The following is a 16869-nucleotide window of genomic DNA, read 5'->3' on the forward strand; positions in this document are numbered from 1 at the left end:
TTAACTTAATACTCTAGGAGGATCAATTTCCGAATCTGGATAAATAATAGAATAAGGTGATTTGTAGTGATTATCACCTAAAATAGTTTTATCTGAAAATAGAAACTGGGTTATATAAGGTAATTCAAATACTAATTGAACAGAACAACAATTACAAATACAAAAAGGGGAACACAAATCTTCATGGTTATCCTCGCAGCCATCGTCGTCACTAGCAATTTCAATATGGTCATCATGTTCTACACCATCACCGCACGGCATTATATTTAATGCTAGAAAGTACATGGAAAATAGAATAAAAAACCACTTCATTTGTCAAAGGTAAGCATTACTTTGTTGCTCTAGTCAATCTATCGTTGAGAGATTTCCCTATTCCTGAATCAGGGAATTTTTGAGCAACAATGATATCTAGATTTAATGCATCTAATTCATGAAGGCTGGCATACAATAAACTAGCAGCTTCTTTAATATCGCTAGTTGAGGTAAGGTATTTAACGGTATGGGCAAGTTGCTCATCATCGATTTTCTGGTGTAATAAAATACCTATTTTTAAATGCCTATTTGCTTGAAGGTAGTCTGATACATTTTCTACTAGCACTGTTTTGGTTCTAGGAGCGTAATGTTTTTCTACCATACCAGGAGCAATAGGTGCATTTTTTTCCTGATTATTAATGTTCACCTTACCAATAACCTCTTCTATTTCTTCTTGAGAAATAGAACCTAATCTATAGATGACAGGTTCCTCATTTTCAAAACCTACTATAGTCGATTCTATACCATTTTTACAAGGTCCACCATCTAGTACTAGCTCTAGTTTATCATTAAAATAATCCTTCACATGTTGGGCAGTGGTAGGACTTATTCTACTAAAAGGATTTGCACTAGGAGCTGCAAGTGGAAATTCTAATTGTGCTAGCAGTTCTAGAGTCACTGAATGATCTGGCATCCTAATTCCTACACTGTTTTTATTTGCGGTTATCAGATTAGGGACTTTCTCATTTTTTGGTAAAATGAGTGTAAGTGATCCAGGCCAGAATTTCTGAGCAAGTTTTTGAGCTTTTTCTGGAAAATCAGTAGTAAGTTCTCTTACTTGTCTAATATCGTAAATATGCACAATTAAGGGATTGAATAAAGGTCGTTGCTTCATTTCAAAAATTCCCTTTATGGCTTTTTCACTATATATATTACCTGCCAGACCATAAACAGTTTCAGTTGGTATGGCGACTAGTTTATCTTGATTAAGTAGGTCTACTGCCCTTGATATATTGGAAGACACTTCGGTCATTGGATTCTTTTACAAATTTTAGGCAAATATCGGAGTAAAAACCTCAAGTAAAAATTAATATTTAAGCCTAACAGCATTCCGTATCTAACGTACTAGAATTCAAGAAAGGTTCAATATATTCTGTGATTTCTAGCCACTTTGTTTTGTCAATACAATAACAAACGCTTGTCCCAGTAACGGTTCCCTGAATAATCCCTACATTTTTTAATACTACAAGATGTTGTGAGATAGTAGCTTGGGCCAGACCTATTTCATCAACAATATCACCGCACACACAAGATTCTACTTTAAATAAATATTCTAAAATACTTACTCTAGCAGGATGTCCCAGTGCTTTAAACACCGCAGCAAGATTAACTTGTTTATCTGTATATAATTCAGTTTTGGTAATACCCATGTTTACTTGTTAATTTTTGTAATATAGAGTTCGACTCGACGATCGTTTTTATCGGGTCCACCTAGAGGTTTGGTTCTACCGAATCCTTTAAATTTCATCCTTCTAGGATCAATTCCTCGTTCTCTTAATTTTTTAAAAATGGTCTTTGCTCTATCAACAGATAAATTGGTTTTTTTAGTATCTCTATTGTAAGCATCTTTATACGCGGGATTTATACAACATACGTGACCGTGAATTTCAAACTCGATATCTTCCCTGGCGAGTAATATCTCGGCGATACGTTCTAGAATAGGCTGTGATTCTTCTATAAGTTTTGAACGCCCTTTATAAAACAGTACGTTTTCTAATCTAATTATTTCGCCTTTTTTAATATTCTTACGTAGTAAACTTTTGAAAGGCTCTTTAGTATTATCAATAGGTGGATCAAGTTTTGTAGGAATATCTAGGTATTCATCTTGCTCTTCTGGGGTATTTGCAGCAGTGGTTGCAGCTTTAGTATTCTTATTAACCTTTACTGCTGTTATTTCATCTTCCTTGTCCGTAGTATTGTTAAGAGGCAGTACAGTAATAGATTCTTTGCTATCTGGTTCATTAATAATTTTATCGACTACTTTTTCTTCATATTCATCGATGAATTCTTTTTGTTTTTGAGTGAGTTTGCTGCGTTCTAACTGCTTAATTTCAATACGATCAACATATTCCTTGCGCAAGGTAAAGGTGAGGTCTACACGCCTATTTTGTGCTCGTTCATTTTCCAGTGATTCTTGTGAATTCTTTTCTAGAGCAACTTCACCACGGCCTTCTATAATTTTAGATATATGATCCGTTTGAATATCATGATTTTGCAGCCAGTTTGTTACAGTTTCTACCCTTCTATTGGATAAATCCATATTGTACTCATAACTACCACGATCGTCACAGTAACCAAGAATTTTTACATCTAGAATAGGTTTGTACAGTAAATTGTCAAAAAAAGCATTGAGTTGTCTTCCTTCACTAAAACTAAATTCATCTTTATCTACATCAAAATAAACACTGTGTTGTTCTTGAATTTGTGAAAAAGAAAACAGACTTGTCAATAGGAATAATAGGGTGCAATAACGGTTTATCATTTTAATATATTGTTGTAGCGATTCTCGTCTTCAAGCACTTCTATAGCAGTTTTTATTTCTGGGCTGTATTTTATTTGATACTGGTATAATCCTTCTTTGTAAAAATATCTCTTTACGATTTCATCAGTAAGCAAACTCATGATTTCAGGTTTTTTATCTAATATATCTTTCTTTTTTGCTTGTTTGATAGCTTGCTTCATTGCTTTGTAAGTGGTTGCAATGTCGTCGTCCAGTTCTTCTTTGACTGCTGTTTTGTATGCTTTCGCGAAAGCGGATTCAGTATCAGTATCAAAATCAAATCCTCTTTTTTCTAACCAAGCAACAAAATCATTAAAATCCTGATCAGTTAGTTTGATCTCATTCATATCAGAGAACTGATGTTGGTAATAGTAGTCCGTGGCATAATCAAAAATCGCATTTTCTTTAAGTAGGGTAGTGGTAATGGGTGAATAGGCCGAGCTAGCTAACTTTATATCTGGATCAACGCCACCACCATCATACACTGTACGACCACTGTTTACAGTCTTAAAGGCATTGTAATCTTCTTTTTTGGTACGTACGGCGTTTCCATCTTCATCTCGATTCCAATAATCTAGTGCTTGTATACATCTACCACTAGGTGTATAATATCTAGAAATGGTAATTTTAATTTGTGTTCCATAGCTCAGTTTTTTTGGGCGTTGCACAAGACCTTTACCAAAACTACGTGCACCTACTATTACCCCACGATCATAATCTTGTATACTACCACTTACAATTTCACTTGCACTTGCGCTGCGACCATTAATAAGCACAGCAATTGGCATACCTTCAAATGTCTCATTACGTTTGGTCAGGTACGTTTTGTTGTATTCTGGAACAACAGATTTAGTACTGGTAATTAATTTATCTTTTGGAATAAAAAGGTTAGACACATTTACAGCCTCACTTAATAATCCACCTGGATTACCTCGCAGGTCTAGGATTATTTTTTGAGCACCTTTTTCTTGAAGTTCTTTAATAGCAGCTTTTGTCTCTCTGCTAGCTTTTTCATTGAATTTAGAGAGTACAACGTAACCTATTTCAGGAGTAGCCATATCGTAAAAAGGGACAGCATGTACATCTACCGCAGCTCTTTTAAGTGTCGCATTTAGCAATTTGCCTTGTCTTCTGTAAACTACTTTGAGCTCACTTCCAGGAGATCCTTTTAATAAATCACCGGCGTTGTCCTTATAATCAGAAATTTGAACCGCATCTATACTTATAATTTCATCTCCAGCTTTTAGACCAGCCTTGTCTGCTGGATAATCTTTCCACGGTTCTACTATTATGATTTTATCATCTTTAGTTAATACACTAGCACCTATACCGGTATAAGCTCCACGTCTATTAATTTTTGATTTTTCAACTTCTTGTTCTGTCCAGTACTTTGTATAGGGATCTAGCTCATCCATCATGCCTTCAATAGCATTATCCATAAGATCGCCTGGATTAGTCTCGTCAACATAGTTCATGTTGATCTGTTTATACATTTCGTTGAAAATTTCTATTTGCTTAGCAATTTCAAAAAAGTCATTTTGAAAACTAACTAGTGAGAAAACTCCTATAACAGCAATTATAGGAATGATTATTTTACGTTTTAATAATTTCATTACTTGTTAATTCTTATCCTTACTCAATAGGGTAACGCATAAAGATAGGTTAATTACAATTAACCACGATAAATCAAATAGCATTCCACAGTTTGTAATTAGAAGTCCTTCTTATTTTTATTTAGAATTTGTATTTGAAAGATGGTACTTCTTGATGAGTTTTTTCATTTGATTTTCTAAAAAGGTGTATTCTGGCATACGATTAGAATGGTAGATAAACATACCTGCGATAGGCTGTTTATCAAATGGAAAATCATGTTGTGATAGTCTATACGCCTCACGCAATAATCGTTTTAATCTATTGCGGTCAACAGCCCTTTTAAAGTATCTTTTTGAGACACTTACACCTATTTGAGTTTCTTTCTCTACGGGAAGATAAACCAGACGTAATGGACCTGATTTAATTGATTTACCATCTTTAAAAAGTTGCTCAATAAGTTTGCGACTTTTTAATTTTTGATTTTTTGAAAAGGTAAATCTAATCATCAGATAATTATTCTTGGGAGCAAATTTAGCTATATCTAGGTTCTATAAATAAAAAAACGCCATTTCATAGTTTCATGAAATGGCGTTTTTATAAATAATTTAAGCTCGATTACATCTCTAGACTCCAGCTATTATTTTCTTTATCGATATCAGCCATTTGGTTTAATGGATCTATAGTTACAGATTTTACATCGTTCATATTGATCCCATCCAATATTAGATTATAAGTAGGATTTGCCCACGACCAATCAGCCAGTTTTGTCCAATTAGAAGGAATTTCCTTTTCACCTCTCATTTCTTGTAATGGTATGTAAAACATTTTCTTCGTTCCATCTGTCATTGTCACTTCTATATCCAACGGCATGCCCATTTGACCTTTACGTTCTAGCTCGATTACATTAACACCATCTAAGCTATTCATATCGTTAACTGCATAGTCAATTGTCTTAGTCGTCATGGTCCAATCGCGCAAGTACCATTCAAGATCAAAACCGCTTACACGCTCTGCTACTCTTTTAAAGTCATTAGGGTCTGGGTGTTTGAATTTCCAAGTGTTGTAATATTCTTTAATGATTTGATCACGTACATCGTTACCTACTATGTATCCTAATTGAGCTAGGAAAGTAGCTCCTTTATTATAAGCGCTTACACCATAGGCTAGGTTAGTATGATAATGATCGGCATGAGTGGTTTGTGGTTCTTCCTTACCAGACGTTGCTAGGTAAATATAACCGCGGTAAGAGCTTTGATTTGCTTTTGACATGTCACCACCACTCACATACGCTTCTGCGAGATTTGATATGTAGGTAGTAAATCCTTCATCCATCCATTCGTGTTTAGATTCGTCTGTAGCTAGTACGTGATTAAACCATGAGTGTGCAAACTCATGAGCAGTAACTCCTGCAAGACTGTTGAATTTTCTCTCACCTGTAATTAGGGTACACATTGCGTACTCCATTCCTCCGTCACCACCTTGGATTACAGAGTATTGCTTGTATGGATACTCACCGATATTTTTATTGAAAAATTTCAAAAATTCATTTGTTACTGGTTGTAACTTCTTCCAATTATCCTTGATAGATGCTTTATTCTTATAGAAGAAATGAAGATCTACACCATTTGCTCCTTTGTAAATATCATGAACAAAATCAGGATCTGCACCCCATGCAAAATCATGAACCTGTGGAGCCACAAAATGCCACGTTAATTTGCCGTCCTTTCCTTTTCCAGGACCAGAATTTGCTTTGTCATATCCATGGCCTATCTCCTTAGGGTTTTGTAAATAACCAGTTCCACCAACTGTATAAGTACGATCCATTGTTAACTTAACGTCAAAATCTCCCCATACACCATGAAATTCACGACCTATGTATGGACTAGTGTTCCAACCAGTTTTGTCAAATTCGGCCATTTTAGGATACCACTGTGTCATTGAAAGCGCCACACCTTCAGCGTTATTGCGACCACTACGACGTATTTGAACAGGAACTTGCCCATCAAAATCTAATTTAAGAGTTGTAGAAGCTCCTGGAGCAAGAGGTTTAGCTAGTGGTACTACCAGTATTGTTCCTTCACGTTGTGGATTTAACGCAGTCCCATCCTGCGTCATATTATCCACGTACAGATAACCTATCTCATTTTGATCCAGCCCAGCAATACGAGATCCAACTCTTCTATCAGGATCTTCGATACTGCGTGATCTTACATCCATATCACTACCTGGTTGAAAAGCATTAAAAAATAAATGATAATAAACACGGTCTAGCGTTTCTGGCGAATTGTTGGTGTACACCAAAGTTTGTTTTCCTGTATACTGATATCGGTCCACGTCCATATCAACATCCATGGTATAATCAACATGCTGTTGCCAGTAAGTAGTTTCATCACTTGATGATGCCACCGAACTAGTTGATGAGGTTGATCCACAGCTCACTATAAATGCTGCGAGTAATAATAATGCAATTTTTTTCATGTGTAATTATGGTTAATTCCTAGTGATTACAAGTTCAAATCAATCGATTTTTTCTTATAACCTCTGTTTTTATGATGCTAAGATAAGAATTATGACCTACTGCGACTATTTGAATGCAATTGGTAATTAAGCAAGCGACAGTTCTTATTTTTACATTTTTAAAATTACAACATGGTTTTTCATAAACTCACTATAAAACAAGTAACTAGAGTAACTCCACAAGCTGTGGAGATTGTATTTCAGATTCCAGATAATTTAAAATCAGAATTTGAATATAAATCTGGACAATATCTTACTTTAAAATCTAAGATAAACGATCAGGATGTACGTAGAGCCTACTCCTTATCTAGCGCTCCATTTGAGGACTCAATAAGTGTTGTGGTTAAAGCTGTTCCTAATGGTTTGTTTTCTAACTATGCATTAAGCTTAAAAGCAGGTGATACTCTTGAAGTAGCTGCGCCACAAGGTCTTTTTGTTCATAACATTGACAACGGTAACACCTATCTTGCCATTGCTGCCGGTAGTGGAATCACACCTATAATTTCAATGATTAAAACCGTTCTTTCACAAGAATTAGATAGCAAGTTTGCCTTGTTATACGGTAATCAATCTCTATCTCAAACTATTTACTTTGAGCAACTTAACGATTTGAAAGATCAATACGGCGATAGATTCATTTTGAAGTATTCTTTCTCACGTGAAGAACGAGATGAAGCTTTATTTGGTCGTATTTCAAAAGGAAATTTGAATTACTTTTTGAAAAATGATTGTAAAGATCTCGCTTTCGCGAAAGCGTACTTATGCGGACCAGAGGATATGATTAAAATGGCCAGCGACAATCTAAATGAAAAAGGGTATTTGGACAAAGAAAACATTTTGTTTGAACTGTTTACAACTCAAGAGAACGATATTGAAATAACTGAAGATTCACATTTAACAGAGGTAAAAGTTATTCTAGATGATGAAGAGCATTCCTTTACCATGACTAGAGATCAAAATTTACTAGATGTAATTCTTAAAAACGATATCGATGCACCATATTCTTGTCAAGGTGGAATATGCAGTTCTTGTATTTGTTTAATTGAAGAAGGAACTGCCCAAATGGCTAAGAATGCTATACTTACTGATCAAGAAGTAAGCGATGGATTTTCCTTATCTTGTCAAGCTTATCCAACTAGTTCAAAAGTAGTTGTAAATTTTGATGAGGTATAGCCCTACCAGCTTTCATTGTCTTATAATTATTGTATTTTCATACCGATAATAAAAACACATTATGATCAATAGAACAGTTGCTAATGTAGAGAAAGCTCTTGAAGGAGTTAAAAGCGGTATGACACTGATGGTAGGTGGTTTTGGCCTGTCTGGAATTCCAGAAAACAGCATTGCTCAATTAGTAAAGCTAGAAGTAAAGGACCTTACTTGTATCTCTAATAACGCTGGTGTAGATGATTTTGGTTTAGGATTACTTTTACAAGGTAAGCAGGTAAAAAAAATGATCTCTTCCTATGTAGGTGAAAATGAGGAGTTTGAAAGACAAATGTTAAGTGGCGAATTAGAGGTTGATTTAATTCCTCAAGGAACACTTGCTGAGCGTTGTAGGGCCGCACAAGCAGGAATTCCAGCGTTTTATACTCCAGCCGGATATGGTACTGAAGTTGCAGAAGGAAAGGAAGTAAGAGAATTTAATGGGAAACCACATATCCTAGAGCATGCCTTTAAGGCAGACTTTGCATTTGTAAAAGCTTGGAAAGGAGATGAAGCTGGTAATCTAATTTTTAAAGGAACTGCTCGTAATTTTAATCCTTGTATGTGTGGTGCTGCAACTATTACTGTTGCTGAGGTGGAAGAACTTGTGCCTGCAGGACAATTGGATCCCAATGAAATTCATATACCAGGCATTTTTGTTAAACGTATTTTCCAAGGAGAGAAATATGAGAAACGTATAGAGCAGCGTACTACTAGACCTAGAGAGTAAAAACTTGATAGTATAAAGAATATAAAGAAGGAGCATTTTACAAAATGCTCCTTTTTTATTTATTGACTATTAATTGAATGACTTTTTTGATAGGGATGGTGTTGATAGCATTTTCATAACCGTCAGGCCATTTATTACCGTAAACGGAAGTAGGAATCAAAGGAAAACGATCTCTATTAACCGTTACTTGGTTTTTAAAAGGTTGTCCAAATGGTGCAAACCCTGCGTAGGGATGCGTGCATCCCCAAACAGTGATCGTATCAACACCATACATCGCTGCAAGATGTCCATTACCACTGTCCATGGCTATCATGTGATCCAATTTGGAAATGATCGCTAATTCTTCCTTAAAAGAGAATTTACCGGCAAGATTGATGACGTTGTTATAGGAATCTGCTAGCTTATCTAAAACTATTACTTCCTTTTTACCACCACCAAATAAAAAAACATTAACATTTTCCAGACCACTTAACTCTTTTAAATATTCGTCCATTCTCTCTACACTTAACCCTTTAGAAGGATGTGCTGCAAATGGGGCAAATCCTATCCATTTATAGGTGTTAGTAGGTAAAAAATCTTGTAGGCGTGTTGATAGAGGTAAGGATGTAAGAAATTCATCACCATGTAAGTTAATTTCGAAACCTAAATTTCTTAATACTTGCGTGTAGCGCTCGTGAGTAGTGATTAGTGGCTTAAAAAAGTTAGGGTCATTAATCAAACGTTTTTTCTCTAGTCTACCCTTGTCTATTACAGCTTTTTTTCCTGTGAGAAATAATCTTATTGCTTTAGTACGTAATACGTTATGAAAGTCGGCAATAGCATCAAACGAATAGTGTTGCAATTCTTGTGACAACTTATAAATTCCTAGAGCGCCACTATGTTTCTCTTGAACTTGTGCTTCAATAAATTGAACGTCTGGGACTTGTTCTATAATATCCTTGAATCGCTTGCGCGATAATACGGTTACTTTTACTTCTGGATATTTCTTTTTAAATCCAATAAGTACTGGAACTATCATAGCAACATCACCCATCGCACTTAGGCGCGTTACTAAGATGTTTTTAGGAGTATTAGGCATTTTTATTTATTTGCCGCGCGCAATACAGGATTAAGCTCGTCATCATTGTACATCTTCATCTGCTTGTACACTTTCATATACTTATCACCAGAAGCAATATCAGACAAAAGTTGATCAAGAGCAGTTGACAAATCAATACGTTGTTCAAGAAGAACATCTAATTTTTTTTGGCAAGCATTACGATGATCTTGTGAAGCTTCTTCTCTAGTAGCCTCTTCATGCATATGAAATATTTTAAGAGCCAAAATAGAAAGTCTATCTATAGCCCATGCAGGACTTTCAGTATTAATAGTCGCATTATTGTGTGGTACAACCTCCTTGTATTTTTCAAGGAAATAACTGTCAATATACTCAACCATATCGGTACGATCCTGATTACTGGCATCAATTTGTCTTTTAAGAGTTAGAGCAGCAACAGGTTCAATATTAGGGTCGCGTATGATATCTTCATAATGCCATTGGACAGTATCTATCCAGCACTTGCGATATAGTAAATGTTCAATAAGGTGTGAATTACGATCATATGGGTTTTCAAAAGATTGATCCACAGTATTTATCACGTGATACTTCTCTATAACTTCTTGAAATAACTTATTTGCCTTATCTGAAAACATGTACTTAATTTTAATGCAAATATAATTCATAACAAGCTGCTTTTATAAGCTACAAGAGTTATGAGTAGCCATCAATATCCAGATTATCGGGATTAGACCATATCTTTATACTGTAACAAATTTTTATCAAGGTCTACATATACATCAACCACAATATAAAATCTTATGCTTAAGTACTTTTTGAGTTTAGAATGGAAGAGTTTTTTAAGAAGCGCCGCCTTTAAACAAAATCTAGCAATCAAGATAATATTAGGATTCTTTGCCTTTATCATTTTACTTGAATTTATAGGTTTAGGAGCTGGTAGTTACTTTATCCTAGAAGAATTCATTGAGAACGGTAAAATCAATGCCGGAAGTCCTTTTGAAGTAATAAACAAGTTTTTGATTTTTTGGTTCGTAGTAGATTTAGTTTTTAGATATGCTATGCAAAAGATGCCAGTGGCTAATATTAAACCTTTACTTTATTTACCATTTACAAAGGGAAAGATTGTAAAATATGCCTTAGGTAAAACTGTTTTTTCGTTCTTTACTTTACTACCAGCCATGTTTTTTATTCCATTTAGTATCGTATTACTTGCTAAGGGTTATGACGTAGCTGGAGTAATTAGCTGGCATTTAGCGATGTTAGGAATAACACTTTCGCTCAATTTCTTAAACATTTTCATCAATAATAAAGACGTTGTATTTTATCCAGTTGCAGCCATAATGGGAGTTTTTGCCATTACTCAATACTACGGCATATTTGACATCACTATTTATACTCAACCTGTTTTTGAGTTCTTTTACAACAATGCCTGGTCATTTGTATTACCCATAGGAGCAGCAGTATTTTTTGGCTGGTATGCCTATAAATATTTTAAAGGACAACTTTATTTAGATGCTGGACTAAAATCAAAGGTTAAAGAAGCCAAGACAGAAGATCTAAGCTTTCTCGATAGATTCGGTAAAATATCAACCTATTTAAAAAACGACATTAAACTTATAAAACGTAACAAGCGTGCAAGAACAACCTTTATCATGGGCTTTCTGTTTGTGTTCTATGGATTCTTCTTTATGAATGATATCTATGAGCAAATAAACGGTATGAAAATTTTTGCAGGATTATTTTGTACCGGTGGATTCCTATTCAGCTTTGGTGGATTAGTACCTTCATGGGACAGTAGCTATTACAAATTAATGATGTCTCAAAATATTCCATACAGAGAGTTTCTATTAAGCAAATGGTGGCTTATGGTAATATGTACCGCTGTAAGTTTCTTAATATGTACGTTCTACTTATACTTTGGACTGGACTGGTGGTTAGCCATGGTTTGTGGAGCTATCTATAATATAGGCTTTAATTCTTCTGTAGTTTTATGGGGTGGCGCCTATGTTAAAACACCTATTGATTTAACCTCAAACAAAAAAGCATTTGGAGATAGCAAGGCTTTCAATGCAAAGACTTTACTCATGCTTATCCCAAAACTTATTCTACCTATAGTAATTTATTATGCATTTGGACTTACGATAAGTGAATCTGCTGGATTTATCGCTATTGCAGTGACAGGTATACTAGGATTGCTATTTAGAAATAAAATTTTTGAGATAATTGAAGGTCTATATAAGGAAGAAAAGTACGACACTATTGCTGCCTATGCGCAAAAAAACTAGCCTCAATAATAATACAATTAAAAGTAGGGTAGGAGTGAGATTTAGATAGTCCGCTTTCGCGAAAGCGAAACCCTAAAAAACTAATAATATTTACACATCATGATAAGTATTCAAAATCTTTCAAAACAATATAATGGAGTTACAGTTCTAGATATAGAACACTTAGAAATTCCACAAGGTCAAGCAATAGGACTGGTTGGAAACAATGGTGCAGGAAAAACGACATTATTTTCATTATTACTAGACTTGATCCAGGCAAATAGCGGACACATTGAATCAAATGGCGTACGCGTGGATAAGAGTGAAGAGTGGAAACCTTTTACAAGCGCTTTTGTTGATGAGAGTTTTCTTATCGGATATCTTACTCCCGAAGAGTATTTTTATTTTATAGGTGAGCTACGAGGATTAAATAAAGCCGATGTAGATGCTGTGATGGCCAAATACACGGACTTTTTTAATGGCGAAGCTATCGGCCAGAAAAAATATTTAAGAGATCTTTCTAAAGGAAACCAGAAAAAAGTAGGGATTGTTGCTTCTCTTATAGGTAACCCTAAAGTTATCATTCTAGATGAACCGTTTGCAAATCTAGATCCAAGTACTCAAATACGTTTAAAGAACATCATAAAGGATCTAGCCAACGATCCTGAGGTCACTGTGCTAGTGTCTAGTCATGATTTAATACACGTTACTGAGGTAGCACAACGTGTCGTTCTACTTGAAAAAGGTAAGGTGGTAAAGGACATTGTAAAAACGGCTGGTACATTCCACGAATTAGAATCTTATTTTAAAGGAATATCTGAAAATTATCAAGAAGAAGAATAGTTATGAGCCCTAAGATTAAAACGTATTTAGTGTATTCAATTAGTTTTCTTGTTTTATTTATGGGAACTTTTTTTATAACTAAGGCAATTACTAATAAAACATCTGTTTTTACTACGATGTTACCCATAATTGTAGCAGTAGTGGTGGCACCAAAACCACACGTAGCGCAATACCAAAGTGGAAAGCGCTACGGTTTAAAATGGATTTTTAAAAAAGATGTGTGGTGGTTTTAATACCTACCACCTATTCTAGGTACACGACCACGTGTAAGGTGCTTTAATTTTTTAGTAACCTTATTAATAATATCCTCTTCATCTCGAGTAGGTGTTATAGAAATACCATTACTTGAGGATTCATCATAGGTTTCTGTTTTATACTCACGATCTTTTTCAGGCAAGTAGGCTGCGTACATGACATACTCCTTGTCTTTGTAGGTGTTCTCTTTTATTAACTTGAAAAAGTATACACTTACTTCCTCATCAAGATCAGTTTTAATAATTTCCTTTTTAAGGAAGAACATGGAATCCTTTTTCTTTTCAATGTTAATTCGACCTAATAAAGTAGCTCTTGCTATTTCTTGATCAATTAGGTTGTTATAAGGTTTTACTCCATATCGTGCTCCTTTTCTTATGATTACTGCTTCAAAGTCGGCATCGGTATTTTTGTATTCCTCCAGTTCAGCCGGTATTGATTCATTGTTTTTGAGCAGCTCTAGGTAGTAATAAGATAAAACCTTATCGTTTTTACTTTTTATTAATTTCTCAAAGAAAATCTTAGCATTACGCTCCTCTCTAAATGGAAATATAAGTTTTGCATAGGGAAGTAGATTACTTGTAGAACCATAGGAACTACTAGCACTTAAATTACGTTTAATATCTATCTTCCCGTCGGTGATTATTTGATCTCTATATCGCTTATACTGCTTTACTTTCATAAGGCCGCTATCTTTTAGTTTAGCTAGCAATTCATAAACAGGCTCTTTATATTCTGAGATAGATGCGTATTTAAACAGTTCAGGGAATAGTTCTTTTCTTAGAACAAGGTTGCGATCATTTCTTCTTAAAAAGTTGTCCTGATAACTGGTACTCAATGGTAGATCTTTTTCTAAAAGGCCCAATAATATTTTTTGACCTTTGCGAGTTTCAGTTCGCATGAGTTCGTTCAGGATAAGGCTTTGTACATCAGGTTGATCGTAAGAAAGTTCATACAAATATTCAATAAATGGTAACACTCTATCATCTTCTTCTTGTAACGCCATTAATTGTCTTATAGCATCATTACGTTCACTTTTGAAATTCTTCTCATCGGCTTTTACGGTTGGTATCCAATCAATGAGTTGGTCAATATGTTTCTTATTAAATCGTAGTAATTCGTTTGAAACAAAAGCTAGAGTATCTCTACTTTTAACTGCATTAAAGAAAATATCAACTTTATCCACAAACACATCTTTACCTAGTAAAGTATCTTTTGGAGTAAAAGTTTCAAAGAAATTTGATATAAATTCAGAAGGTTCTTGGATAGTATCATACACTGTCTTTATTTCATAAATACGCCCTTTGTAATATATATTCTTGTACTTTAAAATCTTGGCACTTGAACTATCTGTATAAGTCCTAGAATAGGTGTATAAGTCATTATTTTGGGAAGTTATACTATCTTTAAGAGTAGCACCTAACTCCTCAAAACTATAATTATCAGCTAGGTCATTGTTATAATCTTCCCACATTTCTTGTGCATCCTTATACATTTGAAGATCATGAAATTTTTCCATTTTTACTCTGATAAACTCGTTTGCAGGAGTGTAGTAAGTGGTAGATTTTTCTAGACTTTCATGTGCTTTTGGTCTGTCATAAGAATTACTTTTTCTATAAGGTGCGTCCACTGGACTTTTTACAGTGAAATACAATGCGGTGTCAACAACGGTTTCAAACTTTTCATACTTAGGAGTATTGAATTCAAGCGAATTGAAATACGCATCAGCAGTTTTTTTATCAGTTGTAGTTGCTCCTAGAAGATAGTATTTATTATTACGCATAACACTATGCAAGTACATAGCGGTGTTATTAATTGTATCTTGTGCTAGGGCAGTGTATGATTGGTAAGGGTTTTTTGATAAATAACCGTCTTTTAATTTAAGTTTCTGATTTTGCGCAAATTCCTCGACAATGAACTGTGCTTCAAATTTATCGTCTTCAATATAGTTAGTACTATTAACAACAGTTTCCTGTAGAAAATAAGTAATACCATCACTCTTACCTTGCAATAATTTTTTACCAGCTAAGGAAACGTTTGTAGCAGTACGATACTTGGGAAACATTACTTTAAATCCTTTATTAGGGGAATTAAACTCTTCCATTCCAGTTGTTACCTGTTTAATTTCTAACGTATTAAAAATCGAATCGCCATATTGTTTAACATAGCCTTGTTTACCACCTAATTTTATAATCAGCAGTTCCAATGGTGTTTCATAAATACGGTATCGTTGATAATCACCTTTTTTGGTTTTATTCAAGATATCAAATCCAGGATAAGGACTGGTTATTTTTTCCTTGCTTACAATTTCACCTGGAATATCCTCGTACAGAAAATTCTCTATATAATCCAGATTGATTTCTTCTGTTTCCTCTGGAGTAATTGGTAAATAAGGGAATGTATTTATACGATACATCATTAAATATGCACCATTTGTCATTTCTGGCACCATTATAAAGGTTTGATTACTAGCAGAAAAACCTCTTAACTCATCAAAACTTTCAATGGAAATAAAGTCGTCATCGGTACGCTTTCGCGAAAGCGTAGGAGCCACAAACGTATCGTCCAGTAATTCTTTTTGTGCACTTGCGTATTCAGTTTGTTCACTCGTATAGGGTACGACCGTATAACCTTCCTTTTCAAGTAAGTGAATCATCCCTTTTTCCCCAGGTAGATGTGCTGCTCCTACACCTGCAAAAATGCTTTTGTCACCCATGGATTTTATAAGTTCATCAACCATATTTTGATTACGCTTATAAAGCATATATTCCCTATAGTATTCGGTATCGGTTGCTTGCCCTATGCTGTCTAGTAATGAGATGTTTCTATCGCGATAAACATCTTCCATTAAGGTATATCGATTTTTATTTTCTAAACGTTCTTGTAACCATTTATCGACCTCTTTTTTTGGCTCGCTATTTCCTGCTACGGTAGTTAAATATTGAGATTCTTTAAAATCCTCAAGACTTATAATGGGCTTATTATTCTTTTTACCAGCTTGATAAATAAATAAATCGAGGTATGTTTCCTCTTCAAAATTATCGCCGCCATTTGATTTCCTATAAAGAAAACCGTTTAATGCCTCGTCACCTAATCTTAAACTGTATCTTACTAGTTGAGGTTCAGGATGACCTAGTTTAAACATGCCTTCATAAAAATCATCATCATATCCACCACGAGTAAGATTCTTAGGATCATTTTTTTCCTCTTCATAATACTCACCCATCCAGAAGGTTGGATCTGATTCTAAAGCAATGGCATCACTTTCATTTAAAGCTTTATAAAAAACATCGTCCAGTCTAAAAGCCACCTTTTTACTCACGTGCATTGTTCCGTATAAGTAGGATGGTTTTTCTAGACCATTACCGGTAATTTTCCATAACAAGCTGTTCTCTTTTTGTTGAGCAGTCATTAGTAGGCACCACAAACAAGCACCTATCCATAAATAGTTTTTCATGCAATCATTTAATTATCGTTTAAAAATAGGTACAAAAGGATGAAATAAAAAAGGTATTTAGTTAATGACCAATATGATTGAGTGAGTTGGACAAAATAGGACTTATAGTATGATAACCGTAAAGAATACTTACAGGTT

The 16869-nt window shown here is 34.6% G+C and carries 15 protein-coding genes; 5 read left to right on the plus strand and 10 right to left on the minus strand.

Going from position 1 to position 16869, the window contains the following annotated elements; genetic code table 11:
• From BST91_RS11480 to BST91_RS11510, 7 genes are all read right to left on the minus strand, one after another.
• Window positions 1-312: a DUF6660 family protein gene (locus tag BST91_RS11480; protein WP_085775456.1), complete on the minus strand. Its 312-nt coding sequence runs from the start codon at window positions 310-312 to the stop codon at window positions 1-3.
• A gap of 16 nt (window positions 313-328) precedes the next feature.
• Window positions 329-1285 (minus strand): L-threonylcarbamoyladenylate synthase, encoded by a 957-nt coding sequence (locus BST91_RS11485; RefSeq protein WP_085775457.1) that lies wholly within the window; start codon window positions 1283-1285, stop codon window positions 329-331.
• A 67-nt stretch (window positions 1286-1352) separates the two neighbouring features.
• A complete protein-coding gene (locus tag BST91_RS11490) occupies window positions 1353-1682 on the minus strand; it encodes an ArsR/SmtB family transcription factor (protein ID WP_042276698.1) in 330 nt (109 codons plus the stop codon).
• A gap of 2 nt (window positions 1683-1684) precedes the next feature.
• Window positions 1685-2794, minus strand: a complete 1110-nt coding sequence (locus BST91_RS11495; RefSeq protein WP_085775458.1) for an OmpA family protein — start codon at window positions 2792-2794, stop codon at window positions 1685-1687.
• The gene (locus tag BST91_RS11500; protein ID WP_060523470.1) at window positions 2791-4425 is read right to left on the minus strand and encodes a S41 family peptidase; all 1635 of its coding nucleotides are present in this window, start codon (window positions 4423-4425) and stop codon (window positions 2791-2793) included. Before BST91_RS11500 ends, BST91_RS11495 begins: the two co-directional genes overlap by 4 nt.
• Window positions 4426-4542: 117 nt before the next feature.
• Window positions 4543-4911: a ribonuclease P protein component gene (gene rnpA, locus BST91_RS11505; protein ID WP_244895631.1), complete on the minus strand. Its 369-nt coding sequence runs from the start codon at window positions 4909-4911 to the stop codon at window positions 4543-4545.
• Window positions 4912-5020: 109 nt separating this feature from the next.
• A complete protein-coding gene (locus BST91_RS11510; RefSeq protein ID WP_042276693.1) occupies window positions 5021-6883 on the minus strand; it encodes a M1 family metallopeptidase in 1863 nt (620 codons plus the stop codon).
• Window positions 6884-7054: 171 nt separating this feature from the next.
• Between BST91_RS11510 and BST91_RS11515 the strand changes: the two genes are divergently transcribed.
• On the plus strand, window positions 7055-8095 hold the full coding sequence (locus BST91_RS11515) for a ferredoxin--NADP reductase (protein ID WP_085775459.1): 1041 nt from the start codon (window positions 7055-7057) through the stop codon (window positions 8093-8095).
• Between the two features lie 61 nt (window positions 8096-8156).
• On the plus strand, window positions 8157-8858 hold the full coding sequence (locus BST91_RS11520) for a CoA transferase subunit A (protein WP_085775460.1): 702 nt from the start codon (window positions 8157-8159) through the stop codon (window positions 8856-8858).
• A 55-nt stretch (window positions 8859-8913) separates the two neighbouring features.
• On the opposite strand, the gene BST91_RS11525 is transcribed toward BST91_RS11520, so the two are convergent.
• Window positions 8914-9936, minus strand: coding sequence for a glycosyltransferase family 9 protein (locus BST91_RS11525; protein ID WP_085775461.1), 1023 nt, complete (start codon window positions 9934-9936; stop codon window positions 8914-8916).
• A gap of 2 nt (window positions 9937-9938) precedes the next feature.
• Window positions 9939-10550, minus strand: a complete 612-nt coding sequence (locus tag BST91_RS11530; RefSeq protein WP_042276684.1) for a DUF4254 domain-containing protein — start codon at window positions 10548-10550, stop codon at window positions 9939-9941.
• A gap of 165 nt (window positions 10551-10715) precedes the next feature.
• Between BST91_RS11530 and BST91_RS11535 the strand changes: the two genes are divergently transcribed.
• The 3 genes from BST91_RS11535 (at window position 10716) to BST91_RS13125 (ending at window position 13255) form a co-directional block, all read left to right on the plus strand.
• Window positions 10716-12200 carry a DUF5687 family protein gene (locus tag BST91_RS11535; RefSeq protein WP_085775462.1) on the plus strand — a complete coding sequence of 495 codons (1485 nt, stop codon included), beginning with the start codon at window positions 10716-10718 and terminating at the stop codon, window positions 12198-12200.
• Window positions 12201-12299: 99 nt separating this feature from the next.
• A complete protein-coding gene (locus tag BST91_RS11540; RefSeq protein WP_085775463.1) occupies window positions 12300-13022 on the plus strand; it encodes an ABC transporter ATP-binding protein in 723 nt (240 codons plus the stop codon).
• A gap of 59 nt (window positions 13023-13081) precedes the next feature.
• Window positions 13082-13255 carry a hypothetical protein gene (locus BST91_RS13125; protein WP_169709781.1) on the plus strand — a complete coding sequence of 58 codons (174 nt, stop codon included), beginning with the start codon at window positions 13082-13084 and terminating at the stop codon, window positions 13253-13255.
• Here the strand turns inward: BST91_RS13125 and BST91_RS11545 are convergent.
• Complete coding sequence (locus BST91_RS11545) at window positions 13252-16731, minus strand: TraB/GumN family protein (protein ID WP_085775464.1); 3480 nt, start codon at window positions 16729-16731, stop codon at window positions 13252-13254. The two genes, BST91_RS13125 and BST91_RS11545, sit on opposite strands and share 4 nt — an antisense overlap.
• Window positions 16732-16869 lie beyond the last annotated feature (138 nt).

The organism is Nonlabens tegetincola (assembly GCF_002117085.1).
GTDB classification, from domain to species: domain Bacteria; phylum Bacteroidota; class Bacteroidia; order Flavobacteriales; family Flavobacteriaceae; genus Nonlabens; species Nonlabens tegetincola.

Bases quoted from the DNA above. Each gene is read 5' to 3' on its own strand.
- BST91_RS11515 (WP_085775459.1), top strand. From the start codon at position 7,055: ATGGTTTTTCATAAACTCACTATAAAACAAGTAACTAGAGTAACTCCA.
- BST91_RS11525 (WP_085775461.1), bottom strand. From the start codon at position 9,936: ATGCCTAATACTCCTAAAAACATCTTAGTAACGCGCCTAAGTGCGATG.
- BST91_RS11480 (WP_085775456.1), bottom strand. From the start codon at position 312: ATGAAGTGGTTTTTTATTCTATTTTCCATGTACTTTCTAGCATTAAAT.
- BST91_RS11520 (WP_085775460.1), top strand. From the start codon at position 8,157: ATGATCAATAGAACAGTTGCTAATGTAGAGAAAGCTCTTGAAGGAGTT.
- BST91_RS11535 (WP_085775462.1), top strand. From the start codon at position 10,716: ATGCTTAAGTACTTTTTGAGTTTAGAATGGAAGAGTTTTTTAAGAAGC.
- BST91_RS13125 (WP_169709781.1), top strand. From the start codon at position 13,082: ATGGGAACTTTTTTTATAACTAAGGCAATTACTAATAAAACATCTGTT.
- BST91_RS11510 (WP_042276693.1), bottom strand. From the start codon at position 6,883: ATGAAAAAAATTGCATTATTATTACTCGCAGCATTTATAGTGAGCTGT.
- rnpA (WP_244895631.1), bottom strand. From the start codon at position 4,911: ATGATTAGATTTACCTTTTCAAAAAATCAAAAATTAAAAAGTCGCAAA.
- BST91_RS11530 (WP_042276684.1), bottom strand. From the start codon at position 10,550: ATGTTTTCAGATAAGGCAAATAAGTTATTTCAAGAAGTTATAGAGAAG.
- BST91_RS11495 (WP_085775458.1), bottom strand. From the start codon at position 2,794: ATGATAAACCGTTATTGCACCCTATTATTCCTATTGACAAGTCTGTTT.
- BST91_RS11540 (WP_085775463.1), top strand. From the start codon at position 12,300: ATGATAAGTATTCAAAATCTTTCAAAACAATATAATGGAGTTACAGTT.
- BST91_RS11485 (WP_085775457.1), bottom strand. From the start codon at position 1,285: ATGACCGAAGTGTCTTCCAATATATCAAGGGCAGTAGACCTACTTAAT.
- BST91_RS11500 (WP_060523470.1), bottom strand. From the start codon at position 4,425: ATGAAATTATTAAAACGTAAAATAATCATTCCTATAATTGCTGTTATA.
- BST91_RS11545 (WP_085775464.1), bottom strand. From the start codon at position 16,731: ATGAAAAACTATTTATGGATAGGTGCTTGTTTGTGGTGCCTACTAATG.
- BST91_RS11490 (WP_042276698.1), bottom strand. From the start codon at position 1,682: ATGGGTATTACCAAAACTGAATTATATACAGATAAACAAGTTAATCTT.